Origin of the sequence: Streptomyces sp. NPDC057900, from assembly GCF_042887885.1 — a bacterium.
Taxonomy (GTDB): Bacteria; Actinomycetota; Actinomycetes; order Streptomycetales; family Streptomycetaceae; genus Streptomyces.
In genome coordinates, this window is sequence record NZ_JBHVOI010000002.1 from 1,176,558 (window position 1) to 1,198,801 (window position 22,244).

At 69.9% G+C, this 22,244-nt stretch carries 20 protein-coding genes and 1 pseudogene; 10 read left to right on the forward strand and 11 right to left on the reverse strand.

Features of this window, described 5'->3' with window-relative positions; translation table 11 throughout:
• Nucleotides 1-203: 203 nt before the first annotated feature.
• The gene (locus tag ACFVQ0_RS12645; RefSeq protein WP_328698124.1) at nt 204-974 is read right to left on the reverse strand and encodes a GntR family transcriptional regulator; all 771 of its coding nucleotides are present in this window, start codon (nt 972-974) and stop codon (nt 204-206) included.
• A 281-nt stretch (nt 975-1,255) separates the two neighbouring features.
• Between ACFVQ0_RS12645 and ACFVQ0_RS12650 the strand changes: the two genes are divergently transcribed.
• The 4 genes from ACFVQ0_RS12650 (at nt 1,256) to ACFVQ0_RS12665 (ending at nt 6,020) form a co-directional block, all read left to right on the forward strand.
• Nucleotides 1,256-2,539: an extracellular solute-binding protein gene (locus tag ACFVQ0_RS12650; protein ID WP_390087164.1), complete on the forward strand. Its 1,284-nt coding sequence runs from the start codon at nt 1,256-1,258 to the stop codon at nt 2,537-2,539.
• Nucleotides 2,540-2,637: 98 nt separating this feature from the next.
• Nucleotides 2,638-3,630: a carbohydrate ABC transporter permease gene (locus tag ACFVQ0_RS12655; RefSeq protein WP_390087166.1), complete on the forward strand. Its 993-nt coding sequence runs from the start codon at nt 2,638-2,640 to the stop codon at nt 3,628-3,630.
• Nucleotides 3,627-4,457 carry a carbohydrate ABC transporter permease gene (locus ACFVQ0_RS12660; protein ID WP_390087168.1) on the forward strand — a complete coding sequence of 277 codons (831 nt, stop codon included), beginning with the start codon at nt 3,627-3,629 and terminating at the stop codon, nt 4,455-4,457. The genes ACFVQ0_RS12655 and ACFVQ0_RS12660 overlap by 4 nt, the downstream gene beginning before the upstream one ends.
• Before the next feature lie 6 nt (nt 4,458-4,463).
• Nucleotides 4,464-6,020 carry a glycoside hydrolase family 3 protein gene (locus tag ACFVQ0_RS12665; protein ID WP_390087170.1) on the forward strand — a complete coding sequence of 519 codons (1,557 nt, stop codon included), beginning with the start codon at nt 4,464-4,466 and terminating at the stop codon, nt 6,018-6,020.
• A 130-nt stretch (nt 6,021-6,150) separates the two neighbouring features.
• Here ACFVQ0_RS12665 and nagB read toward each other — a convergent pair whose 3' ends face one another.
• Nucleotides 6,151-6,936, reverse strand: a complete 786-nt coding sequence (nagB, locus tag ACFVQ0_RS12670) for a glucosamine-6-phosphate deaminase (RefSeq protein ID WP_390087172.1) — start codon at nt 6,934-6,936, stop codon at nt 6,151-6,153.
• Nucleotides 6,937-7,162: 226 nt separating this feature from the next.
• Between nagB and ACFVQ0_RS12675 the strand changes: the two genes are divergently transcribed.
• Complete coding sequence (locus tag ACFVQ0_RS12675; protein ID WP_390087174.1) at nt 7,163-8,233, forward strand: SIS domain-containing protein; 1,071 nt, start codon at nt 7,163-7,165, stop codon at nt 8,231-8,233.
• Nucleotides 8,234-8,588: 355 nt separating this feature from the next.
• Complete coding sequence (locus ACFVQ0_RS12680; protein WP_390087800.1) at nt 8,589-10,055, forward strand: sensor histidine kinase; 1,467 nt, start codon at nt 8,589-8,591, stop codon at nt 10,053-10,055.
• A gap of 176 nt (nt 10,056-10,231) precedes the next feature.
• On the opposite strand, the gene ACFVQ0_RS12685 is transcribed toward ACFVQ0_RS12680, so the two are convergent.
• Together ACFVQ0_RS12685 and ACFVQ0_RS12690 are read right to left on the reverse strand one after the other, a co-directional pair.
• Complete coding sequence (locus tag ACFVQ0_RS12685; protein WP_003953983.1) at nt 10,232-10,489, reverse strand: WhiB family transcriptional regulator; 258 nt, start codon at nt 10,487-10,489, stop codon at nt 10,232-10,234.
• 318 nt (nt 10,490-10,807) lie between these two features.
• Complete coding sequence (locus ACFVQ0_RS12690) at nt 10,808-11,776, reverse strand: diacylglycerol/lipid kinase family protein (protein WP_390087176.1); 969 nt, start codon at nt 11,774-11,776, stop codon at nt 10,808-10,810.
• Between the two features lie 235 nt (nt 11,777-12,011).
• Here ACFVQ0_RS12690 and ACFVQ0_RS12695 point away from each other — a divergent pair, with 235 nt between their 5' ends.
• Nucleotides 12,012-12,425, forward strand: coding sequence for a hypothetical protein (locus ACFVQ0_RS12695; protein ID WP_390087801.1), 414 nt, complete (start codon nt 12,012-12,014; stop codon nt 12,423-12,425).
• Nucleotides 12,426-12,439: 14 nt separating this feature from the next.
• On the opposite strand, the gene ACFVQ0_RS12700 is transcribed toward ACFVQ0_RS12695, so the two are convergent.
• From ACFVQ0_RS12700 to ACFVQ0_RS12710, 3 genes are all read right to left on the reverse strand, one after another.
• Entirely contained in the window at nt 12,440-13,420 is a 981-nt protein-coding gene (locus ACFVQ0_RS12700) for an RNA polymerase sigma factor SigF (protein ID WP_371630524.1), read from the reverse strand.
• Nucleotides 13,417-13,830 carry an anti-sigma regulatory factor gene (locus tag ACFVQ0_RS12705; RefSeq protein WP_014048265.1) on the reverse strand — a complete coding sequence of 138 codons (414 nt, stop codon included), beginning with the start codon at nt 13,828-13,830 and terminating at the stop codon, nt 13,417-13,419. Before ACFVQ0_RS12705 ends, ACFVQ0_RS12700 begins: the two co-directional genes overlap by 4 nt.
• A gap of 232 nt (nt 13,831-14,062) precedes the next feature.
• On the reverse strand, nt 14,063-14,323 hold the full coding sequence (locus tag ACFVQ0_RS12710; RefSeq protein WP_390087178.1) for a UBP-type zinc finger domain-containing protein: 261 nt from the start codon (nt 14,321-14,323) through the stop codon (nt 14,063-14,065).
• Between the two features lie 35 nt (nt 14,324-14,358).
• Between ACFVQ0_RS12710 and ACFVQ0_RS12715 the strand changes: the two genes are divergently transcribed.
• Complete coding sequence (locus ACFVQ0_RS12715; protein WP_390087180.1) at nt 14,359-15,957, forward strand: Na+/H+ antiporter; 1,599 nt, start codon at nt 14,359-14,361, stop codon at nt 15,955-15,957.
• Here the strand turns inward: ACFVQ0_RS12715 and ACFVQ0_RS12720 are convergent.
• The 4 genes and pseudogenes from ACFVQ0_RS12720 to ACFVQ0_RS12735 form a co-directional block, all read right to left on the reverse strand.
• A complete protein-coding gene (locus ACFVQ0_RS12720) occupies nt 15,936-16,901 on the reverse strand; it encodes a 1-aminocyclopropane-1-carboxylate deaminase/D-cysteine desulfhydrase (RefSeq protein WP_390087182.1) in 966 nt (321 codons plus the stop codon). The genes ACFVQ0_RS12715 and ACFVQ0_RS12720 overlap by 22 nt on opposite strands.
• Before the next feature lie 60 nt (nt 16,902-16,961).
• Nucleotides 16,962-17,552, reverse strand: a complete 591-nt coding sequence (locus tag ACFVQ0_RS12725; protein WP_390087184.1) for an N-acetylmuramoyl-L-alanine amidase — start codon at nt 17,550-17,552, stop codon at nt 16,962-16,964.
• Between the two features lie 148 nt (nt 17,553-17,700).
• Nucleotides 17,701-18,896 (reverse strand): annotated as a pseudogene (locus ACFVQ0_RS12730) (globin domain-containing protein).
• 109 nt (nt 18,897-19,005) lie between these two features.
• The gene (locus tag ACFVQ0_RS12735; protein ID WP_390087186.1) at nt 19,006-19,455 is read right to left on the reverse strand and encodes an RrF2 family transcriptional regulator; all 450 of its coding nucleotides are present in this window, start codon (nt 19,453-19,455) and stop codon (nt 19,006-19,008) included.
• A gap of 175 nt (nt 19,456-19,630) precedes the next feature.
• Between ACFVQ0_RS12735 and ACFVQ0_RS12740 the strand changes: the two genes are divergently transcribed.
• Together ACFVQ0_RS12740 and ACFVQ0_RS12745 are read left to right on the forward strand one after the other, a co-directional pair.
• Entirely contained in the window at nt 19,631-21,037 is a 1,407-nt protein-coding gene (locus tag ACFVQ0_RS12740; RefSeq protein WP_390087188.1) for a family 2B encapsulin nanocompartment shell protein, read from the forward strand.
• Nucleotides 21,038-21,133: 96 nt separating this feature from the next.
• Complete coding sequence (locus ACFVQ0_RS12745; protein ID WP_390087190.1) at nt 21,134-22,177, forward strand: family 2 encapsulin nanocompartment cargo protein polyprenyl transferase; 1,044 nt, start codon at nt 21,134-21,136, stop codon at nt 22,175-22,177.
• Nucleotides 22,178-22,244 lie beyond the last annotated feature (67 nt).

Sequence of the window (22,244 nt, forward strand, 5' to 3'; positions counted from 1 at the left end):
GCGCAGGAAATCTAGGCGAGGGTCCCGGCCAGCGTCACCCCCTGTCCGCATTGCGGTCCGGCAACGGTGAAGTGGTGCAGACCAATGGTGGTACGAAGCCACTGCTCCGGACACGGGACAGCCCCCGTGGAAGCGGTTCCACGGGGGCTGTCGGGGGCCTGTCGCGGTCAGCCCGACGGGTGCGGTCGGTCCGGCGGACGCGGTCAGTCCAGCGGGCGCTTCAGGCGGGCCACGAACTTGTAGCGGTCGCCCCGGTAGACCGAGCGGACCCACTCGACCGGCTCGCCCTGCTCGTCCAGCGAGTGCCGGGACAGCATCAGCATCGGCAGGCCCACGTCCGTACCGAGCAGTCCGGCCTCGCTCGGGGTGGCGAGCGAGGTCTCGATGGTCTCCTCGGCCTCGGCCAGCCGGACGTCGTACACCTCGGACAGGGCTGTATAGAGAGAGGTGTACTTCACCAGCGAACGGCGCAGCGCCGGGAAGCGTTTGGCCGAGAGGTGGGTGGTCTCGATCGCCATCGGCTCACCGCTCGCCAGCCGCAGCCGCTCGATCCGCAGCACGCGGCCGCCGGCGGTGATGTCGAGGAGCCCGGCGAGTGTGTCGTCGGCCGTGACGTAGCCGATGTCCAGCAGCTGGGACGTCGGTTCCAGCCCCTGGGCGCGCATGTCCTCGGTGTACGAGGTGAGTTGCAGGGCCTGCGAGACCTTCGGCTTGGCCACGAAGGTGCCCTTGCCCTGGATGCGCTCCAGCCGGCCCTCGACGACCAGCTCCTGGAGCGCCTGGCGCACGGTGGTGCGCGAGGTGTCGAACTCGGCGGCCAGGGTCCGTTCCGGCGGCACCGGGGTGCCGGGCGGCATCGTGTCCGTCATGTCGAGGAGATGTCGCTTCAGCCGGTAGTACTTCGGGACGCGTGCGGTACGCGTGCCCGCGCTCGCGCCCGTCTCGTTCTCCGCACTGCCCCCGTCGACGCCCATGGTCCGCCTTCCCGACTGCTGCGCTGCTGCCGTCACCGGCTCCTCCGTCTGTCGCGGCTCACATGGTGGCACGGTCCGGTCACGGCTCGTCGCCCTCCCTCAGATGTCGGTCCTATAACGGACGCGAGTGCACTTCTTATACACCCTTGACACCCCTAAAGGTCTAGGCCAAGCTCCCGGTACTGGTCTAAACCATTAAAGACCAGGTTCCAGCCCCAGTAGTACTCGTCGACGTTATTCACGCGGTGGGCGGGGGTTGCAGCATCCCTGAGGAGGGTGGCGTGAAGCGCAAGCTCATCGCGGCGATCGGCGTCGCGGGCATGGTGTTCGGCATGGCGGCCTGTGGTTCTGACGACGACAGCGGCGACGGCAAGAAGGCCGGTGCGGAAGGATACGCGGGCCAGACCCTGACGGTCTGGACGATGTCCGGTTCGAACCCGCCCGGTTGGACCAAGACGGTCACCGACGAGTTCGAGAAGAAGACCAAGGCCAAGCTGAAGATCGAAGTCCAGGAATGGAACGGTATTCAGCAGAAGGTCACCACGGCCCTCTCCGAGTCCAACCCGCCCGACGTGCTGGAGATCGGTAACACCCAGACCCCCGCGTACGCCAAGACCGGCGGTCTCGCCGAGCTCGGTGACGTCAAGAAGGAGATCGGCGGCGACTGGCCTGACTCGGTCAACGCCCCCTCCGTCTTCGACGGCAAGCAGTACGCCCTGCCGTGGTACTTCGGCAACCGCGTCGTCATGTACAACAAGAAGGTCTTCAAGGACGCCGGTATCACCGAGACGCCGAAGACCCGCGCGGACCTCTTCAAGGCCTTCGACGCCATCAAGAAGAAGGGCGACGCCGAGCCGATCTACCTGCCCGGCCAGAACTGGTACTTCTTCGACGGTCTGCTCGTCGGCCAGGGCGTCGAGCCGGTCAAGAAGGAAGGCGACAAGTACGTCTCCAACCTGGGTGACCCGAAGGTCGCCGCGGCCATGGACGTGTACAAGCAGTACCAGTCCTACTCCAAGGCCCCCAAGGACAAGGACGAGGCCACCCCGCAGCAGGCCGAGGTCTTCGCCAAGGGCAAGACCGGCGCCATCATCGCGATGGGCTACGAGGCCGGTACGGCCATCAAGGCCAACCCGAAGCTGGAGAAGGACATCGGCTTCTTCACCATCCCCGGTGAGACCGCGGAGAAGCCCGAGGGCGTTTTCCTCGGCGGCTCGAACTTCGCCGTCGCCGCGGGCAGCAAGAAGCAGGACCTCGCCAAGGAGTTCCTGCGGATCGCCCTCAGCGAGGCGAACGACGGCGCTCTCGTCAAGGAGGCCGGCTGGACCCCGAAGTCCGAGGCCATGCAGAAGTTCGCCGTGGGTCAGCCCGCGGCCGAGGCCGCCGGCCCCGCCGCGGCCAAGTCCGGTGGCACGACGCCGCTGATCCCCGAGTGGGCGCCCGTCGAGAACCCGCCGAACCCGATCAAGTCCTACATGACGATGGTCCTGCAGGGTAAGTCGTCCGCCGATGCCGCCAAGAAGGTCGAGGGCGAGCTCAACAAGCGCCTGAGCCAGCAGCAGTAGTAGCAGCAGCGCGACACACTCCGGGGCGGCGGGCATCCACCCGCCGCCCCGGCTGTACGCACCGTTCCTGTAGGGCTCTGTTGGAAGTGATGACGAGCATGGCAGTAGAGACCAATCCGTCGGACGTGGCCAAGACAGCCACAGGCCGGGGGCACGGCGGGCAGCCACCCGCCGCACCGGGCGGGAGACGCAGGCGGAAGCTGGGCGCGGGGGCCGCGGCCTATCTGCTGCTCGTGCCCGCGCTCGCCGTGACGGCGCTCCTCCTCGGCTATCCCCTGGTGAAGAACGGCATGCTGTCGTTCCAGAACCTCAACATGGGGCAGATGATCCGGCACGCCACCGAATGGAACGGTGTCAAGAACTACAAAGAGATCCTCGGCGGTGAGGACTTCTGGCGGGTCACCCTCCGCACCATCATCTTCACCGGCGTCAACGTCGCGCTGATCATGCTGTTCGGCACGCTGATCGGACTGCTGCTCGCCCGCCTCGGCAAGCGGATGCGGCTGACCCTGATGCTGGGCCTCGTGCTCGCCTGGGCCATGCCCGTCGTCGCCGCGTCCACCGTCTACCAGTGGCTCTTCGCCTCTCGGTTCGGTGTCGTGAACTACGTGCTCGACAAAATCGGCTTCCACTCCATGGCCGACTACAACTGGACCGGCTCGCAGTTCTCCACGTTCTTCGTGGTCGGGCTGCTGATCGTCTGGCAGTCGATCCCCTTCGTGGCGATCAACCTCTACGCCGCCACCACGACGATCCCCAAGGAACTGTACGAAGCCGCCTCGCTCGACGGCGCCGGCAACTGGAAGAGCTTCACCCAGGTGACGTTCCCGTTCATGCGGCCCTTCCTCTACGCCACGACCTTCCTTGAGGTCATCTGGGTGTTCAAGGCGTTCCCGCAGCTCTTCACCATCAACGAGGGCGGCCCCAACCGCCTCACCGAGACGCTGCCGATCTACGCCTTCGTCGAAGGGGTCGGAAACCAGCACTACGGCATGGGCGCCGCGATCTCGCTGCTCACCATCCTGATCATGCTGGGGCTGACCTCGTACTACCTCCGCATCGTTCTCAAGCAAGAGGAGGACGAGCTGTGAAGCGCTCACTGCTCGGCCGCATCTGGCCCAACGCAACGGCGATCGTCCTCTTCGCCGCCTTCGTCTTCCCCGTCTACTGGATGTTCAGCACGGCGTTCAAGCCGACCGGTGACATCATCACCGAGACGCCGGTCTGGTTCCCGACCGACGTCACGTTCGACCACTTCAAGACGGCCTACAACGCGCCGAACTTCCTCACCCTGGTCAGGAACTCGCTGACCGTCACGCTGCTCGCGGTCGTGTTCTCGCTGATCATCGCGCTCTTCGCGTCCTTCGCCCTGGCGCGGATGCGGTTCAAGGGCCGCAAGAGCATGATCCTGGTCTTCATGATCGCGCAGATGGCCCCGTGGGAAGTCATGGTCATCGCGATCTACATGCTGGTCCGCGACGCGGACATGCTCAACAGCCTGGTCCCGCTGACCCTCTTCTACATGGTCATGGTGCTGCCCTTCACCATCTTGACGCTGCGCGGCTACGTCGCCGCCGTGCCCAAGGAGCTGGAGGAGTCCGCCATGGTCGACGGGTGCAGCCGCCCGCAGGCGTTCGTCAAGGTGATCCTGCCGCTGCTCGCCCCCGGTCTCATGGCGACCTCGCTCTTCGGCTTCATCACGGCGTGGAACGAATTCCCGCTCGTTCTCATCCTCAACAAGGACCCCGAGTCCAAGACGCTGCCGCTGTGGCTCTCCCAGTTCCAGAGCCAGTTCGGCGACGACTGGGGCGCCACCATGGCGGCGGCCTCGATCTTCGCGATCCCGATCCTGATCCTCTTCGTCTTCCTGCAACGCAAGGCCGTCAGCGGTCTCACCGACGGCGCCGTGAAGGGATAACGCACCATGACCACCCTCGTATCCACCACGGACACCGTCACCCGCGACGCACTCGCCGTCCTGCAGCCGGGTTTCACCGGCACCACGGCACCGGACTGGCTGCTGCGCCGGATCGGTGAAGGCCTCTCCTCGGTCGGGCTGTTCGGCCGCAACATCGAGACGCCCGGACAGCTCACCGCGCTCACCGCCCAGCTCCGCGCCGAACGCGACGACGTGCTCGTCGCGATCGACGAGGAGGGCGGCGACGTCACCAGGCTTGAGGTGCGGCACGGCTCCTCCTTCCCCGGCAACCTGGCGCTCGGCTCCGTCGACGACACCACGCTGACCCGCGCCGTCGCCCAGGAGCTGGGCCGCCGGCTCGCGGACTGCGGCGTCAACCTCAACTGGGCGCCGTCCGCGGACGTCAACTCCAACCCCGGCAACCCGGTCATCGGCGTACGGTCCTTCGGCGCGGACCCGCAGCTGGTCGCCCGGCACACCGCCGCGTACATCGAGGGCCTCCAGGCCGCCGGGGTCGCCGCCTGCACCAAGCACTTCCCGGGGCACGGCGACACCGCGGTCGACTCGCACCACGCGCTGCCGCGCATCGACGTGGACCTGGAGACCCTGCACGCCCGTGAACTGGTGCCTTTCCGGGCGGCGATCGCGGCGGGTTCCAAATCGGTGATGAGCGCGCATATCCTGCTTCCCGCGCTCGACCCGCACCGCCCGGCGACGCTGAGCCCGCAGATTCTCACCGGTCTGCTGCGCGAGGAGCTGGGCTACGACGGCCTGATCGTCACCGACGCCGTGGAGATGCAGGCCATCGCCTCGACGTACGGGATCGAGCGCGGCTCGGTCCTCGCGATCGCGGCGGGCGCCGACGCGCTCTGTGTCGGCGGCGGCCTCGACGACGACAGCACGGTGCTCCGGCTGCGCGACGCGCTGGTCGCGGCGGTCCGTGCCGGTGAACTGCCCGAGGAGCGGCTCGCCGACGCCGCCGCCCGGGTACGGTCCCTCGCGTCCTGGACGCAGGGGGCCAGGGGGGCTGTCCCGGAGCCGGGCGCGGCAGTGCAGGAGGGGACCGCGCCCGGCACCGGGGACAGCACGCGCATCAGCTCCGACATCGGCCTGGTCGCGGCGCGCCGCGCGCTCGTGGTGACCGGCCCGGCCGAACCGCTCACCGGCCCGGCGTACGTCGCCGCGCTCACCCCGGTCGCGAACATCGCGGTGGGGGACGAGACCCCCTGGGGCGTCGCCGCCGAACTGGCCCGGCTGGTGCCGGGCACCGGTACGGACACGTACGGCAGCGAGCACGAGAACCTCGCCGCCGACGTGCTGCGGGCGGCGGGGGACCGGCGCGTCGTCGCGGTCGTCCGCGACGCGCACCGTCACCCGTGGATGACGGAGGCCCTGGACGCGCTGCTGGCGGCGCGTGCGGACACGATCGTGGTCGAGATGGGCGTTCCCCAGGCCGAACCCCGGGGAGCCTTCCACATCGCCACCCACGGAGCCGCCCGGGTCTGCGGCCTGGCAGCGGCAGAAACGATCGCATCGGCCAAATCAAGCCCGTCCGGCGATTGAGGACAGCACCTCACGCCAAATCAAGCCGTCCGGCGATTGAGGACAAGGCGTCCACCACGACGCACCCGCACACACGCGAGAGGGGCCGGACACCACCAGGTGCCCGGCCCCTCTCGCGTACCGCAGAGGACTAAATCCCCTGCCACAGCGGCTTCGCCGCATACGTGGCGCGGAAGTAGTCCGCCAGCTTCAGCTTCGACGCCGCCGCCTCGTCGACCACTATCGTCGCGTGCGGGTGCAGCTGCAGCGCCGACGCGGGCACGACCGAGGCCACCGGGCCCTCGACCGTCGCCGCCACGGCGTCGGCCTTGCCCTCGCCCGTCGCGAGCAGGATCGGGTGACGGGACTCCAGGATCGTGCCGATTCCCTGGGTGATCACGTGGTGCGGCACCTGCGTGATGTCGTTGTCGAAGAAGCGCGCGTTGTCGACCCGGGTCTGCTCGGTCAGCGTCTTGATCCGGGTACGGGAGGCGAGCGAGGAGCACGGCTCGTTGAAGCCGATGTGCCCGTCGGTGCCGATGCCCAGCAGCTGGAGGTCCACCCCGCCGGCCTCGGCGAGCGCCTTGTCGTACGCCTCGCAGGCGGCCTGGACGTCCTCCGCGGAGCCGTCGGGGCCCATGAACGAGGACTCGGAGAGACCGAGCGGCTCGACGACCTCGCGCAGGACGACGGAGCGGTACGACTCCGGGTGGCCCGCCGGCAGCCCGACGTACTCGTCGAGCTGGCAGATGCGGGCGCGCGAGGCGTCCACGGCGCCCGAGCGGACCTTGTCCGCCAGTGCCTGGTAGATGGGCAGCGGGGTCGAGCCGGTGGCAACGCCGAGAAGGGCGTCGGGCTTACGGCTCAGCAGGGTGCCGATGGCCCCCGCGATCAGTTCGCCGCCTGCCTTGGCGTCCGGGACGATGACAACTTCCACGCGGGGCCTGCCGATCTGGAGTGAATCATGTGGTATAGACCAATCAAAGTCCTAATCTAGCAGACCTCGCCCACCCGGACGAAGCCCCCGGGCACCCGTCGGAAGAACGGCGGCCGGCGCGTCCGCAATCCCGCCGGGTGCCGTCCGCTGGCGGCCCCTCGGTGCCCCGTGTTCGACTTGGTGCGTCCCAGTCGACGCATCGGCACATCACCGGGAGGCACCAGACATGTCCGCCACCTACCCGGCAGACGAGGGCGATCTGCCCGGCCGGATCATGTCCGGCGAGATGGCCGAGCAGCCCGCGATGCTCCGCCGCATCCTCGACGACGGAGCCCCCGCCATCCGCGCGGTGGCGGCCGAGATCGCCGCGCGCGGGCCGCGCTTCGTCCTGCTCACCGCCCGAGGCACGTCGGACAACGCCGCGCTCTACGCGAAGTACCTGATCGAGATCACGCTCGGGCTGCCCTGCGGTCTGGCCTCGATGTCGACCACCACCGCGTACGGCGCGAAGCCGGACCTCAGGGACGTCCTGGTCATCACCGTCAGCCAGTCCGGCGGCTCGCCCGACCTGGTCGCGTCCACCAGGGCCGCGCGGGAGGCCGGCGCGGTGACGCTGGCGGTGACCAACAACCCGGACTCGCCGCTCGCCGCGGTCTCCGAGTACCACATCGACATCCTGGCGGGCCCGGAGAAGGCGCTGCCGGCCACCAAGACGTACACCGCCTCGCTGCTGTCGCTGTACCTGTTCGTGGAGGGGCTGCGCGGCGGCGACGGGGAGGCGGCCGCGATCCTGCCGGAGCTGGCGGAGGCGGTCCTGGCCCGCAGGGACGAGGTCAAAGCCCTGGCGTCGCGCTACCGCTTCGCCGAGCGCATGGTCATCACCTCGCGCGGCTACGGCTATCCGACGGCCAAGGAAGCCGCCCTGAAGCTGATGGAGACGAGCTACATCCCTGCTCTCTCCTACTCCGGCGCGGATCTGCTGCACGGCCCGCTCGCCATGGTCGACAACATCTCCCCGGTGATCGCCGTGGTCACCGACGGCCGGGGCGGCGAGGCCCTCCAGCCGGTGCTCGACCGGCTGCGCGGGCGCGGCGCCGACCTCTTCGTGGTCGGCCCGAAGGCCCAGGTGCGGGCGGCGTCCGCCGGGTTCGTGCTGCCGACCGCCGGGGTCGCGGAGGAGGTCCAGCCGATCCTGGAGATCCTGCCGCTGCAGATGCTGGCGTACGAGGTGACGATCGCCCGGGGTCAGGATCCGGACGCCCCGCGCGCACTGGCGAAGGTCACGGAGACGCACTGAGAGCCGCCCCCCGGAAACACCCGCGGGCCACGGCGCCGGGTCGGGACCCTCAGCCCGACCAGCACCGCAGCCCGGAGTAAGACCGCCCGGAGGCGGCCAGTCGGGCCGGCGGTGTGCGGTGCCCCCGGCCCGGGGAGAGGTGCCGGCGCAGTCAGGGCAGAGAGCGCGGGTACCTCGTTCCGCTCTCCTGTGCGGGGAGAGCGGAGGTTCTGTCCTCTGCATTGTGGACTAGACCATTCATGCCTGTCCATGCATGGGAGACGGTAATTTCCGGCCCTCCTCCCCACACGCGGGGCGGGGCCGTCCGGTTCGGTACCTGTCCGCATCCACAGGTACGCTCGCACGCGTGCCCTCCATGAACGACCTCGTCCGCCAGCACACCGCCCTGAGTGACACCGACCTTGAGTGGCTCCATCTGCTGGTCTCGGAGTGGCAGCTGCTCTCCGACCTCTCCTTCGCCGACCTGGTCCTCTGGGTCCCCACCCGCGACGGCACCCGCTATGTGTCCGTCGCCCAGATGCGGCCCAACACCGGCCCCACCTCCTACCAGGACGACATGGTCGGCCACCTGGTGCCGCGCGGCCGCCGCCCGCTGCTGGACGCGGCGCTGGACGAGGGCCGGATCGTGCGCGAGGGCGACCCGGAGTGGCGCGAGGAGGTTCCGGTACGGGTCGAGTCGATCCCCGTACGCCGGGAGGGCCGGGTGCTCGGTGTGATCGCCCGCAACACCAATCTGCTCACCGTCCGCACCCCGTCCCGGCTGGAGCTCACCTATCTCCAGTCCGCCTCCGACCTGGCCCAGATGATCGCCGCCGGGTCCTTCCCGTTCCCCGGCCAGCAGGTCGACATGGACGCCTCTCCGAGGGTCGGTGACGGGCTGGTCCGGCTCGACGCGGACGGCGTCGTCCAGTACGCCAGCCCCAACGGCCTCTCCGCCTACCACCGCCTCGGCCTCGCCTCCGACCTGGTCGGACAGCACCTCGGCGGGATCACCGCCGAACTCGCGCCCTCCCGGGGCCCGGTGGACGAGGCCCTGGTCAAACTGGCCAGCGGTTACGCGCCCCGTGAGTTCGAGGTCGAGTGCACGGGCGGGGTGATCCAGCTCCGGGCGATCCCGCTCAAGCCCAAGGGGGTCCGGATCGGCTCCCTGGTCCTGCTCCGGGACGTCACGGAACTGCGCCGCCGCGAGCGCGAGTTGATCACCAAGGACGCCACCATCCGGGAGATCCACCACCGGGTGAAGAACAACCTCCAGACGGTGGCGGCCCTGTTGCGGCTGCAGGCCCGCCGGATGGACTCGGAGCAGGGCCGCGAGGCGCTCAACGAGGCGGTACGGCGCGTCGGTTCGATCGCCATCGTGCATGAGACGCTGTCCCAGAATCTGGACGAGCGGGTGGAGTTCGACGAGATCGCGGACCGGGTCATCGCCATGGTCGCGGAGATCTCGCCGGGCAAGGTGACCTGCCGTCGGACGGGACGCTTCGGCATCCTGGACGCGGAAGTGGCCACTCCGCTGGCGATGGTCCTCACCGAAGTGCTGCAGAACGCCCTGGAGCACGCCTTCGGCGTCGCCGAGTCGGGCACGGTCGAGGTCTCCGCGGTCCGGGGCGGTTCGCCCGCGGAGGCGCGGCTGCTGATCACCGTCCAGGACGACGGCTGCGGGCTGCCCGAGGGATTCGACCCGCAGCGCACCGGCAATCTGGGGCTCCAGATCGTGCGGACGCTGGTGGAGGGCGAGTTGAGCGGGACGTTCGGCATGGTGCCGGCGCCGGAACGCGGCACCCAGGTCATCCTCGACATCCCGGTCCGCGCCGACAAGTAGCGGCCGCCGCTCAGAACGCACGGCACAGCAGAGAGCCCGGACCGTTGGTGAACGGTCCGGGCTCTCTGGTCAAGCATGCGCTTCGGGGGTACTGCGCGCTGCGACTCGGGGGAGGGCGGGGTGATGCGTACGCTCTGTACGCGCCGCCAGGCTCAGGTTCGTAGCGGTGGCGTCGGTCAGGCGCTGGCGTTGCGCGCCCGGTTGCGAGCGGCGCGGCGCTTCATTGCGCGGCGCTCGTCCTCGCTGAGGCCACCCCAGACGCCCGAGTCCTGGCCGGACTCAAGCGCCCACTGCAGGCACTGCTCCATGACGGGGCAGCGACGGCAGACGGCCTTGGCTTCCTCGATCTGCAGCAGCGCAGGACCGGTGTTGCCGATGGGGAAGAACAGCTCCGGGTCTTCCTCACGACAAACGGCGTTGTGACGCCAGTCCATGGCTGCTACCTCTCCTTGGTATACGTACTGTGGCTTGTGAATGTGAACGCTTTCACGAATCCCCCCACAGGTGTCGGGCCGACGCCCAGATGAACTGGTTGTGGTCCTGTGAAGTGAGGAGGGGTTCTGGCTCTCAGTGGAGGCCGTTGTTGCGGGCCGTCCCGATCGCCATGTAGAGATTCGCAAACCTCGGCTGCGGATACAACCCCTACAGGAAAGTTTTTTTTGATTCCTCGGTGTCGGCTAGGTCACAGCCGTACTTCTAGAGGGTGGAAGCCAGTCCAAACGTTCGAGTTAAAGGACTTTGGTCCCTTCCGCTCACACAATCACACGCAGTGCACGGCGTACGCCTGTGAACGTCACACTTGTGCGCACCCCCAGGTGGTCACCGTCCATCTGGAAGGGCAGTGGTGCCTTTGAATGCAAGGTGAAGTCTGTGAGGTCATGCAGTGAAACCGCGTGCTTACCGCGCGGTCCCTTCTCGGGGCTCGAAGTGAGCAGCTGGGTCGCGTACCGGGTGACCGCCGCCGTCGACAGTCGTTGCAGGCCAAGGACGTCCAGGGCGGTGTCGAACGATGCCTTGGGGGAGGCGTACATCGGGCGGTTCCCCAGGTAGGTCCAGGGTGCCGTATTGCAGATTATGGAGAGCGCGAGATCGGTGACCGGATCCTGTCCGGGCACTTCGAGCGTGATCGTTCCCTGCCGCCGGTGGGGTTCTTCAAGGAATTGGCGCAGTACTTGGCGGACGTACAGGGCATGGGTCGAACGCTTTCCCTGTTCCCGTCGCTGTTCGACCCGGCCGATGACGCCCGCGTCGAATCCGAGGCCGGCGCAGAAGGTGAACCAGCGTTCCGGCACGGATTCGTCCTCCGTGTCCGGGGTGCCGGCCGCCAGGCCGAGTCCGACGGTGCGTTCCGTGCGGTTGGCCAGCGCGTCCAGGATGGCGCCGGTCGCCTCCACCGCGTCGTTGGGCAGCCCGAGGGCGCGCGCGAAGACATTGGTGGAGCCGCCGGGCACGACGGCGAGTTTCGGCAGGTTGTCGATGTCGGGGCCGTTGTGCAGCAGGCCGTTCACGACCTCGTTGACCGTGCCGTCACCGCCGAGCGCCACCACGAGATCGATGTCGTCGCTGTCGGCGGCGCGGCGTCCCAGGTCGCGGGCGTGCCCCCGGTACTCGGTGGTCACGGCCTCCAGCTTCATCTCGCTGGCCAGCGCGTGGATGAGCACATCACGGGTGCGGGCACTGGTGGTGGTAGCAGCTGGATTGACCACAAGAAGTGCGCGCATGTCCGCCAGACTACCTACCGCGGGGTATCGGCCTGAAGTCCTGCCCGATGAACTTCACGCAGGGTGACGGTCCGGGCGCGGTGGGCCGATCGCGGCCGGCGCGTTCCGGTGGATTCACGACCCCGGCTTCGCGTTCGCGGCTCCGGAGTGCCAATCTGCATGGGTGAGTACTCAGGAGAACGCGCCCTCGCCGATGCCTCTGGCCGAACCGCCGAAGCCGGCCAGGATCACGCTCGTGGCCGGACTCAACGCCCTGGAGGGCGCGGCCCTCGTCATCGGCGGAATCTACATGCTGGTCATGGGGCTGCTCGGCCGCCCCGAGAGCCCGCAGCAGGCCGAAATGGGCGGTCTGACGCTGATCGCGCTCGGGCTGATCCCGCTGTTCGCCGCCCGTGGGCTGCTGCTGCGGCGTAGCTGGAGCCGGGGCCCCGCCCTCATCACCCAGATCATCGCGCTGCCGGTGGCGTGGACGCTGCTGCGGTCCCAGGGTGTGCTGATCCCCGCCGGGATCGTCCTGGCGGCGGTGTCGCTGACGGCGCTGTACCAGCTGGCCAGGCCGACGACGATCGGCGCCCTGGGGATCCGCCGGCCGGGCGCGGAGCCCGAGCCGGAGCCCGACGCGGAGTCCGGCAGGGGCACCGCCGCCTGACGCGTACCGCCCGGCTACTCCTCGACGAGCAGCCGCTCGCGCAGCTGTGCCAGCGTGCGGGCCAGCAGTCGTGAGACGTGCATCTGTGAGATGCCGACCTCCTGCGCGATCTGCGACTGGGTCATGTTGCCGAAGAACCGGAGCAGCAGGATGCGCTTCTCCCGCGGCGGCAGGTCCTCCAGCAGCGGCTTGAGCGACTCCCGGTACTCGACGCCCTCCAGCGCCTCGTCCTCCGAGCCGAGCGTGTCCGCGACCGCGGGGGACTCGTCGTCCGTGTCCGGCACATCCAGGGAGAGCGTGCTGTAGGCATTGGCCGATTCCAGCCCCTCCAGCACCTCCTCCTCGGAGATGCCGAGCCGCTCGGCCAGCTCGTGCACCGTGGGCGAACGGCCGTGCTGCTGGGACAGCTCCGCGGTCGCCGTGGTCAGCGACAGCCGCAGCTCCTGGAGGCGGCGCGGCACCCGCACCGCCCAGCCCTTGTCACGGAAATGGCGCTTGATCTCGCCGACGACCGTGGGCGTGGCGTACGTCGAGAACTCGACACCCCGCTCCGGATCGAACCGGTCCACCGACTTGATCAGGCCGATCGTGGCGACCTGGGTCAGATCGTCCAGCGGCTCGCCCCGGTTGCGGAACCGGCGGGCCAGGTGCTCCACGAGCGGCAGATGCATCCGGACCAGCCGATTGCGCAGCTCGGCCTTCTCGGGCGAGCCCTCGGGGAGCTTGCCCAGCTCGATGAACAACGCCCGCGCCCCGCTGCGGTCGTGTGGATCGTGGTGCCTGTGCTCGCTCATCTGGCCTGCCCGCTCCGCCTGCGACTGCTCCACCGCGACCGTACGGCCGGCGGGCCCGTCCGCCCCGTCCACCGCACGGGGCAGGTCCGCCTCATCCACCGGATGAGTCAGGGCCTGCTGGTCCGGGATGCCTGCCGCGTGCACCACCCCTGGTCGGATCGTCTCGTCCCGCACCGGACCGTCCCCGTTCCCGTTGCTCACGCCGGCCCGGGTCCCGCGCCGCGCTGTTTGTACAGGCTGATGCTGACCGTCCGGTCGTCGGCGACCGTGGAGTCGACCTTCCCCGCCAGTGCCGAGAGCACCGTCCAGGCGAAGGTGTCACGCTCCGGGGCCCGCCCGTCCGTCGTGGGGGCCGATACCGTCACCTCAAGTGAGTCGTCGATGAGACGGAAGACGCAGCTGAGGACGGAGCCGGGCACGGCCTGCTGAAGCAGGATCGCGCAGGCCTCGTCGACCGCGATGCGAAGATCCTCGATCTCGTCGAGAGTGAAGTCCAAGCGCGCTGCGAGGCCGGCCGTGGCCGTACGCAGCACCGACAGGTAGGCACCCGCAGCGGGCAGCCGGACTTCCACGAAGTCCTGATTCCCGGGCTCGCCTGCGATCTGGGACACCCTCACCTCCAAGGTGGCACAAACTCATTCGAGGATCCGGGAAGAGTCCCCCGGAGCCATGCGGTACGTCTTCGGTTCTTGGTCCGGCGACGCTATCGCGATCCATGATGCCGTGTCGCCAAGACCCCGTCCCATGACTGTCACTCATGGTAAGCCCACGAGTACACACAGTGGCTAGAGGTCTGCGGCGGTCAATTACGAACAACAGGCGCCGGTTTGACGTACCCAGACGTCAGACGATCGAACCGTGCTCGAAGCACCAACGCCAGCTTTCACCGGGTTCGAAGCTCCGCATCACCGGATGACCGGTCTCCTTGAAGTGCGTCGTGGCGTGCTGCAACGGTGACGAATCACAGCAGCCGACATGGCCGCAGACCAGGCAGAGCCGCAGCTGCACCGGGTGGGTGCCCGCTGCCCGGCATTCGAGACAGGCGTCACTGAGGGGTGCGGGCTCGGGGCGCGGCAGATCTGATACGTGCGGGCACTCACTCATGATTGCCAGGTTACGACGGATGCGAGGACCGTGAGATGGACGCGTTGCCACTGGTGGCACTGGTCGCGGCGAGCGCGGCGGTGGCGGGGCTGGCCCGCCGTACCCCGGTGCCGGCCCCACTGCTGCTGGTGGCCATGGGACTGATCGGCAGCTACGTGCCCGGGGTGCCGACGTACACCCTGAACGCGCACATCGTGCTGCCGCTCCTGCTGCCACCGCTGCTCTACACCGCCGCCGTCGACAGCTCCTACCTCGACCTGCGGGCCAACCTCCGCCCCGTCGCACTGCTCTCCGTCGGCTACGTGCTGTTCGCGACCGTCGCGGTCGGCTGGCTCGCCTACCGGCTGGTGCCCGATCTCCCGCTCACCGCCGCACTGGTGCTGGGCGCCGTGATCGCCCCGCCGGACGCGGTGACGGCCGCGGCCATCGCCCGCCGGGTCGGCCTGCCCGCCAGGGTCACGACGATCCTCCAGGGCGAGTCCCTGGTGAACGACGCCACCGCGATCACCGCCTACAAGGTGGCCCTCGCGGCGGCCGTGGGCGAGGGGATGAGCTGGGGCGCCGGGATCGGGGAGTTCTTCCTCGCGTCGGTCGGCGGCGTCGCGGTCGGCCTGGTGCTCATGGTGCCGCTGCACTGGCTCCGCACCCACCTCAAGGAGGCGCTGCTCCAGAACACCCTGTCGCTCCTGATCCCGTTCGTGGCGTACGCGGCCGCCGAACGGGTGCACGCCTCCGGAGTGCTCGCGGTGGTCGTCGTCGCGCTCTACCTGGGCCACCGGTCCTGGCAGGTCGACTTCGCGACCAGGCTCCAGGAGGCCGCGGTCTGGAAGATGGTCGCCTTCATCCTGGAGTCCGCCGTCTTCGCCCTGATCGGCCTCCAGCTGCCCTTCGTACTGAAGGGGCTCGGTACGTACGCCGTCGCGGACGCCCTCTGGTACGCCGTGGCGGTGTTCCTGGCGGTCGTCGTCGTCCGGTTCATCTGGGTCTATCCGGCGACCTATCTGCCCCGGTGGCTGTCGAAACGGATCAGGGAGCGGGAGACCGGGACCGACTGGACCGCGCCGCTCATCGTCGGATGGGCCGGGATGCGCGGCGTCGTCTCGCTGGCCATCGCGTTCTCCATCCCGATGGTCACGGCCGACGGCGCGGACTTCCCGGCCCGCAACCTGGTGCTCTTCCTGACGTTCACCACGGTCATCGGCACCCTGGTCATCCAGGGGCTCACCCTGCCGCTCCTGGTGCGCGTCCTGAGGCTCCCGGGGCGCGACCGGCAGGCCGAGACCCTCGCGGAGGCGCAGGCGCAGAGCGAGGCGTCCACGGCCGCGGAGGCGCGGCTGGAGGAGCTGCTCTCCGACGAGCGCAACCGGCTGCCGCAGCCGCTCACCGACCGGCTGCGCACCGTTCTGGAGCGGCGCCGCAACGCCGTGTGGGAGCGGCTGGGGGCGCCGAACCCGGTGACGGGGGAGTCGGCGGACGACACCTACCGGCGCCTCGCCGGCGAGATGATCGAGGCCGAGCGCGAGGTCTTCGTGCGGCTGCGGGACGAGCGCGGCATCGACGACGAGATGATGCGGACCCTGCTCAGGCGCCTCGACCTGGAGGAGGCGGCGGCCTACCGGGAGGAGTCGGACTGAGGGGCGCCGGGCGGTTCCGCCGGGTCCGGGCGCCCGGTGATCACGGCGGCGACCGAGCTTCCGGCGGGGAACGCGCCCTCCCCGGCCAGCGTCGTGAGCGCGTAGAGAAGTTTGGCCACATAGAGCCGCTCGACCGGCAGCCCGTGCCGGTCCTCGAAGTCGTCCGCGAAGGCGTGCAGGGCGTCAGTGGTACGGGCGTAGCCGCCGAAGTGGAACCGCTCGTCCAGGGACCAGTCGCCGGCCGGTCCGCCGAACGCCTCCCGCTGGAGGTCGCGTACCACGTCGCCCAGGAAGCCGCCGCGCAGGACGGGGACGCCGAGCGCGCGCTGCCCCGGCGCGAGCCCGGCGGCGAGGCCCGCCAGGGTGCCGCCGGTGCCGCAGGCCACCGCCGCCACGTCGGCCCGTCCGCGCAGCTCGCGCCCGAGCTCTGTGCAGCCCTGTGCGGCCAGGGCGTTGCTGCCGCCCTCCGGGATGACCTCGCAGGCGCCGTGGGCGCTCAGCAGCCCGGCCAGGACCTCTGGATCGGCCTTGGCGCGGTAGGTCGTACGGTCCACGAAGTGCAGCCGCATCCCGTCGGCCGCGCACCGCGCCAGCGAGGGGTTGAGCGGCCGGTGGGCCAGCTCGTCGCCGCGGACGACGCCGACGGTACGGAAGCCGAGCAGCCGCCCCGCGGCGGCCGTGGCCCGCAGGTGGTTGGAGTACGCCCCGCCGAACGTCAGCACGGGGCGTCCGGCGGCGGCGAGCAGGTTGGGTGCGAGCTTGCGCCACTTGTTGCCCGGCAGATCCGGGTGGATCAGATCGTCGCGCTTGAGCAGCAGCCGTACGCCGTACCGGCCGAAGCGGTCGTCCTCGACCGGCTGCAGGGGTGACGGCAGCACCGGCCGCAGCCGGGAGAGACCGGGCGGACCGGCTGGACCGGCTGGACCGGGCGGTGTGGCGGGCATGTCCCCATTGTGGGCGTGCCCGCCGGTGGACGTGCCAGGTGGTGGGCGTGGTCCGGGCGGCTACTTCATGCGGTCATGGATCCGGGCGCGCATATCGTCCATCGTGAAGCCGCGCGGGTCGACCTTGCCCGGCTGCCACTCCAGGTGCCCGATGACCGACCTGGACGTCCAGCCGTGATGGCGGCAGACCGCGGCCGCGGCCCTCTCGATGGCTTCGAGCTGGACGTCGGGCCAGGGGTCCTTCCCGTCGCCGAGGTTCTCGCACTCGAAGCCGTAGAAGTGCCGGTTCCCGTCGGTGTTGGCCTCGTTGTCCGGCGGCAGGCTCTTCTCCGCGATGACGGCGCGCAGTACGTCGTCGTCACCGAGGCCCGCGTGGTTGGCCCTGCCGTAGCCGACCAGGTGGACGCGGCCGTCCTTGGCGATGACGCCGTGGCACAGCGGCCCCGGCAGGTCGCTGTGGCCGTCGCGGCAGAGCTGGACGGTGGCGTCGGTGCCCTTGGTGACGGTGTGGTGGATCATCACGCCGTTGACCGGGCCCCAGTCGCCCTGCTGGTTGCGGTTGTGGGTTCGCCAGTCGCCTACCTGCACGACGGTGAGCCCCTCGTCCTTCAGGGCGGCGAGGAAGGTGCTCGCGGACATGGGTGAGGACATGGCCGACTCCTTTGTGCGTGGGGGGATATGCCCGTAGAGCGCTTCTACCCGGCAACCGGGGCCCCGAGCGGGTCATGGGTTGTTGAAGGGGCTCTGTTCGGGCGGTGTGCGAGCCGATCCGGTCAATTCCGCGAGCACCGGACCCGGTTCAGTCCCGGGCGAGCCACAGGTCGGGACCGAACACCTCGTAGTGGATGGCGGCGGCCGGGACGCCCTTGGCGAGCAGCTGGGTGCGCACGGACCGCATGAAGGGCAGCGGGCCGCACAGGTAGGCGTGGGTGCCCGGCGATACGGCCAGCTCTGTGAGGTCGACCAGGCCCGTGCGGTTCGCGGGGTGGCCCGGCTCGGGGTGCTCGTACCAGAAGTGCGCGGAGGCGTCGGGGAGTTTGCCGGTGAGCGTGGCGTGGTCGGTGCGCAGGGCGTGGTCGTCGGGGGAGCGGTCGCCGTGCACGACGGTGACCGGGGTGCGGTGCCCGTCGTTCGCCAGGTGCTCCAGCATCGAGAGCATCGGGGTGCATCCGATGCCCGCGGAGGCGAGCAGGAGCGGGGCGCCGGCGGAGTCCAGCACGAGATCGCCGTACGGGGCCGAGACCTGGAGCCGGTCGCCCGGCCGGACCCGTTCGTGCAGCTGCCGCGAGACCTCGCCGTCCGGGGCGCCGCCGCCGTGCACCCGCTTGACGGTGATCGAACGGAGCGCGGAGCCGGGGGCGCGGGAGAGGCTGTACTGACGAATCTGGCGCGCCCCGTCCGGGAGTTCGCACCGCACGGAGACGTACTGGCCGGGGCGGAAGCCGGGGGCGGGCGCACCGTCGGCGGGGCGCAGCCGGAAGGTGGCGACGTCCTCGGTCTCCTCGGTCCGGGAGACGACCTCCCAGTCCCGCCAGACGTCACCGGCGAGCACTCCCTGCCGCGCGTACAGCCGCTCCTCGATCGCTATGAGGGCGTTGGCCATCAGCCAGTAGACCTCGTCCCAGGCGGCGGCGACCTCCGGGGTCACGGCGTCGCCGAGGACCTCGGCGATGGCGGCGAACAGGTGGGTGTGGACGACGTCGTACTGGGCGGCCGTGATGCCGAGCGAGGCGTGCTTGTGCGCGATGCGGCCGAGCATGACGTCGGGGCGGGTGTCCGGGTGTTCGACCAGCCGCGTCGCGAAGGCGGCTATGGAACCGGCGAGCGCTTGGCGCTGGGCGCCGGAAGCCTGGTTGCCCCGGTTGAAGAGGTCGCGCAACAGCTCGGGGTGGGCGTCGAACAGCTTGCGGTAGAAGAGGTCCGCGATGTCTCCGATGGCCGCGCCGACGGCGGGCAGGGTGGCACGGACGGTGCGGTCGACTGCTCGGAGAGCATCGTGACTCCTCGTTCTTGAATTGGTATCTGAGATGCGTATTTTTGGGTTCGGGTCCGGATGGGGCCGGAGGGGGCGGTCTTTGTGGGCCGGGTGCGGGCCGGGTGCGGTTCAGTCGCCGGGCGGCCGGCCGGCGCTGATGCCGATCAGGAGCGGCCCGGTGGGGGAGGCGACGAGCTCCGCGACGGTGAGCGGGTCGAGCGTGGCGTAGAAGGCCTCCGCCGCCTCGCGCAGCGCCCCGCGCAGCCGGCACGCCGACCGCAGCGGGCAGGGGGTGGCGCCCTCGCATTCGACGACGTCGCCGGGGCCCTCCAGCTCGCGGACGAGCCCGCCGACCGACGCGGTCCGGCCGCCCGGGGCGAGGGTGAGCCCGCCGTTGCGGCCCCGTCGCGCCTCGACCAGGCCGAGGTGCTGGAGCCGGGCCACGACCTTCGCGGTGTGGGAGTAGGGCACCCGCATGGCCGCCGCCACTTCGCGGGTGGTCGGCGGATCCTCGTTCTCCACGACGGCCAGGCGCATCAGTACGCGCAGCGCCACGTCGGTGAATCTCGTCAGCCGCATGGCCGTCACGGTAGATAATTGGCATTCGAGATGCAAATTAACCGCTCCACGGACATCGCGCAGCGTTGTGCCCAGCCCAAAGCCCGATTAGTCACACTCTTTTGTGTAATGGCGCGCCGAGTCACGTGCTGAAAGGCTTCTTCAGCAGGTCAGCCGATGATGGAGAGGACGTCAGATGTCCGTTGGTGAAGAGGTTCAGAACGCGCAGGTGCCGCCGCAGCAGAGTCTTGGCACGGCAGCCGCGCGGAACCTCGCGACGACCACCAAGTCCGCCCCGCAGATGCAGGAGATCACCTCGCGGTGGCTGCTGAAGATGCTTCCGTGGGTCCAGGTGCAGGGCGGCACATACCGGGTGAACCGCAGGCTGAGTTACTCGGTCGGTGACGGCCGGGTGACCTTCGTACAGACCGGTGACCGGGTGGCGGTCATCCCCGCCGAGCTCGGTGAACTCCCGGCCCTGCGGGACTTCGCGGACGAGGAGGCGCTGGCAGAGCTGGCCCGCAGGTGCGAGCAGCGCGATGTCCCCGCCGGACAGCTCCTGGCCACGGCCGGTGACGCGGCGGACCGGGTGTTCCTGCTGGCGCACGGCAAGGTCGAGAAGATCGGCACCGGCCCCTACGGCGACGAGACGGTGCTCGGGGTGCATGCCGACGGGGCCTACTTCGGCGACCACTCCCTCATCGAGGGCGACGCCCTCTGGGAGTACACGGCCCGCGCCGTCACGAACTGCACCGTACTGACGCTGCGGCGCGCCGATGTGCTCAACCTCGCCGAACGGTCCGAATCGCTGCGCGAGCATCTCGCCGGACTGCTCGCCATCCCGCAGCAGCGCACCAACAACTACGGCGAGGCGGCGATCGACCTGTCCGCGGGACATGTCGGGGAGGCGCTCGTCCCGCACACGTACGTCGATTACGAAGCAGCGCCCCGCGAGTACGAACTGAGCGTCGCGCAGACCGTGCTGAAGGTCCACAGCCGGGTCGCCGACCTGTACAACCAGCCGATGAACCAGACCGAGCAGCAGTTGCGGCTCACGGTCGAGGCGCTGCGCGAGCGCCAGGAGCACGAGCTGATCAACAACCGCGAGTTCGGCCTGCTCAACAACTGCGACTACGGTCAGCGGCTCCAGCCCCACGACGGCGTGCCGAGCCCGGACGACATGGACGAACTGCTCTCGCGCCGCCGTGGATCGAAGCTCTTCCTGGCCCACCCCCGCGCCATCGCCGCTTTCGGCCGGGAGTGCAGCAAGCGCGGACTGGTCCCGGAGAGCGTGGACGTCGGCGGCCACCGCATCGCGACCTGGCGCGGGGTTCCGATCTTCCCGTCCAACAAGATCCCGGTCAGTGACGCCCGCACCACCTCGATCATCTGCATGAGGACCGGTGAGGCCGAGCAGGGCGTCGTCGGGCTCCAGCAGACAGGTATCCCCGACGAGATCGAGCCCAGCCTGTCGGTCCGCTTCATGGGGATCGACGAGCAGGCGATCATCTCCTACCTCGTGACGGCCTACTACTCGGCGGCCGTACTGGTACCGGACGCCCTCGGTGTCCTGGAGAACGTCGAGGTAAGCCGCTGGCGTTAGGCCGCGGCCCTCAGCAGTCACAGCAACCACCCACGTCCCGGCCCGGAGCGACAGCGTCCGGGCCGGGACGGCAACGACCGGGGTGACCGATTGACCATGACCCGTACCGACGCCGCGACCGAGGGCAACGAGGCCGCGGCTCTGCTGGAGTACACCCGATCCCTCGTCGACCCCCACCTGCGGGCAGCGGTCGCGTCGCTGCCCGGATCCATCCGGCGCGTCGCCATGTACCACTTCGGCTGGCAGCACGCCGACGGGAGCACCGCCGACGGCGGTGCGGGCAAGGCGATCAGGCCGGCGCTCGTGCTGGCCGCCACCCGGGCGCTCGGGGGTGACCCCAGGGACGCCGTGCGGGCGGCCGTCGCCGTGGAGTTGGCGCACAACTTCACCCTGCTCCACGACGACGTCATCGACGAGGACCGGACCCGCCGTCACCGCGCCACCGCCTGGACGGTGTTCGGCATCCCGGACGCCGTCATCGCGGGCGACGCGATGCTGGCCCTGGCCCAGCGGCTGCTGGCCGAGGACGCCCGAGCGGTCTCGCCGCGCGCCTCGGCCCGGCTCTCGACCTGCGTCATCGAACTGTGCGCCGGCCAGCAGGCCGACTGCGCCTTCGAGGAACGGGGCCCGGAGGAGGTCACGCTGGACGAGTGCCTCACCATGGCCACGGCCAAGACGGGCGCGCTGCTCGGCTGCGCCTGCGCGCTGGGCGCGCTCTACGCGGGCGCCGACGAGCGTGCCGTCGGCGCCCTGGACGGTTTCGGCCGTGAGGCCGGGCTGGCCTTCCAGCTCATCGACGACCTCATCGGTATCTGGGGCGACCCGTCCCAGACGGGGAAGCCGGTCGGGGCCGATCTCGCCGCCCACAAGAAGTCGCTGCCCGTGGTCGCCGCGCTCACCTCCGGCACCCCGGCCGCCGCGGAGCTGGCCGCGCTCTACCGCGGGCCGATGAACACGGTCGGCGAGGTGAGCCGCGCGTCCGACGCCGTCGACCGGGCGGGCGGACGCGACTGGGCGCAGATCTGCGCGGCGGACCGGATGGCGCGGGCCGTGCACCACCTGTCCCGCGCGGTGCCCGACCTGTCCGCGGCGGGCGACCTTCTGGCCCTGGCGGAGTTCGTCACCCGCCGGACCCACTGAGCGAAGGAGCGAAGGAGCGGGGAGCCGACAAGCGGAGGAGCGGAGGGGTGTGACGCGGTAGGGCGAT

What these genes read in the sequence shown, in the direction of transcription:
- ACFVQ0_RS12645 (WP_328698124.1), bottom strand. Translation starts at nt 974, where the DNA reads ATGGGCGTCGACGGGGGCAGTGCGGAGAACGAGACGGGCGCGAGCGCG.
- ACFVQ0_RS12655 (WP_390087166.1), top strand. Translation starts at nt 2,638, where the DNA reads ATGGCAGTAGAGACCAATCCGTCGGACGTGGCCAAGACAGCCACAGGC.
- ACFVQ0_RS12665 (WP_390087170.1), top strand. Translation starts at nt 4,464, where the DNA reads ATGACCACCCTCGTATCCACCACGGACACCGTCACCCGCGACGCACTC.
- ACFVQ0_RS12675 (WP_390087174.1), top strand. Translation starts at nt 7,163, where the DNA reads ATGTCCGCCACCTACCCGGCAGACGAGGGCGATCTGCCCGGCCGGATC.
- ACFVQ0_RS12680 (WP_390087800.1), top strand. Translation starts at nt 8,589, where the DNA reads ATGAACGACCTCGTCCGCCAGCACACCGCCCTGAGTGACACCGACCTT.
- ACFVQ0_RS12685 (WP_003953983.1), bottom strand. Translation starts at nt 10,489, where the DNA reads ATGGACTGGCGTCACAACGCCGTTTGTCGTGAGGAAGACCCGGAGCTG.
- ACFVQ0_RS12690 (WP_390087176.1), bottom strand. Translation starts at nt 11,776, where the DNA reads ATGCGCGCACTTCTTGTGGTCAATCCAGCTGCTACCACCACCAGTGCC.
- ACFVQ0_RS12710 (WP_390087178.1), bottom strand. Translation starts at nt 14,323, where the DNA reads ATGAGTGAGTGCCCGCACGTATCAGATCTGCCGCGCCCCGAGCCCGCA.
- ACFVQ0_RS12715 (WP_390087180.1), top strand. Translation starts at nt 14,359, where the DNA reads ATGGACGCGTTGCCACTGGTGGCACTGGTCGCGGCGAGCGCGGCGGTG.
- ACFVQ0_RS12720 (WP_390087182.1), bottom strand. Translation starts at nt 16,901, where the DNA reads ATGCCCGCCACACCGCCCGGTCCAGCCGGTCCAGCCGGTCCGCCCGGT.
- ACFVQ0_RS12725 (WP_390087184.1), bottom strand. Translation starts at nt 17,552, where the DNA reads ATGTCCTCACCCATGTCCGCGAGCACCTTCCTCGCCGCCCTGAAGGAC.
- ACFVQ0_RS12735 (WP_390087186.1), bottom strand. Translation starts at nt 19,455, where the DNA reads ATGCGGCTGACGAGATTCACCGACGTGGCGCTGCGCGTACTGATGCGC.
- ACFVQ0_RS12740 (WP_390087188.1), top strand. Translation starts at nt 19,631, where the DNA reads ATGTCCGTTGGTGAAGAGGTTCAGAACGCGCAGGTGCCGCCGCAGCAG.
- ACFVQ0_RS12745 (WP_390087190.1), top strand. Translation starts at nt 21,134, where the DNA reads ATGACCCGTACCGACGCCGCGACCGAGGGCAACGAGGCCGCGGCTCTG.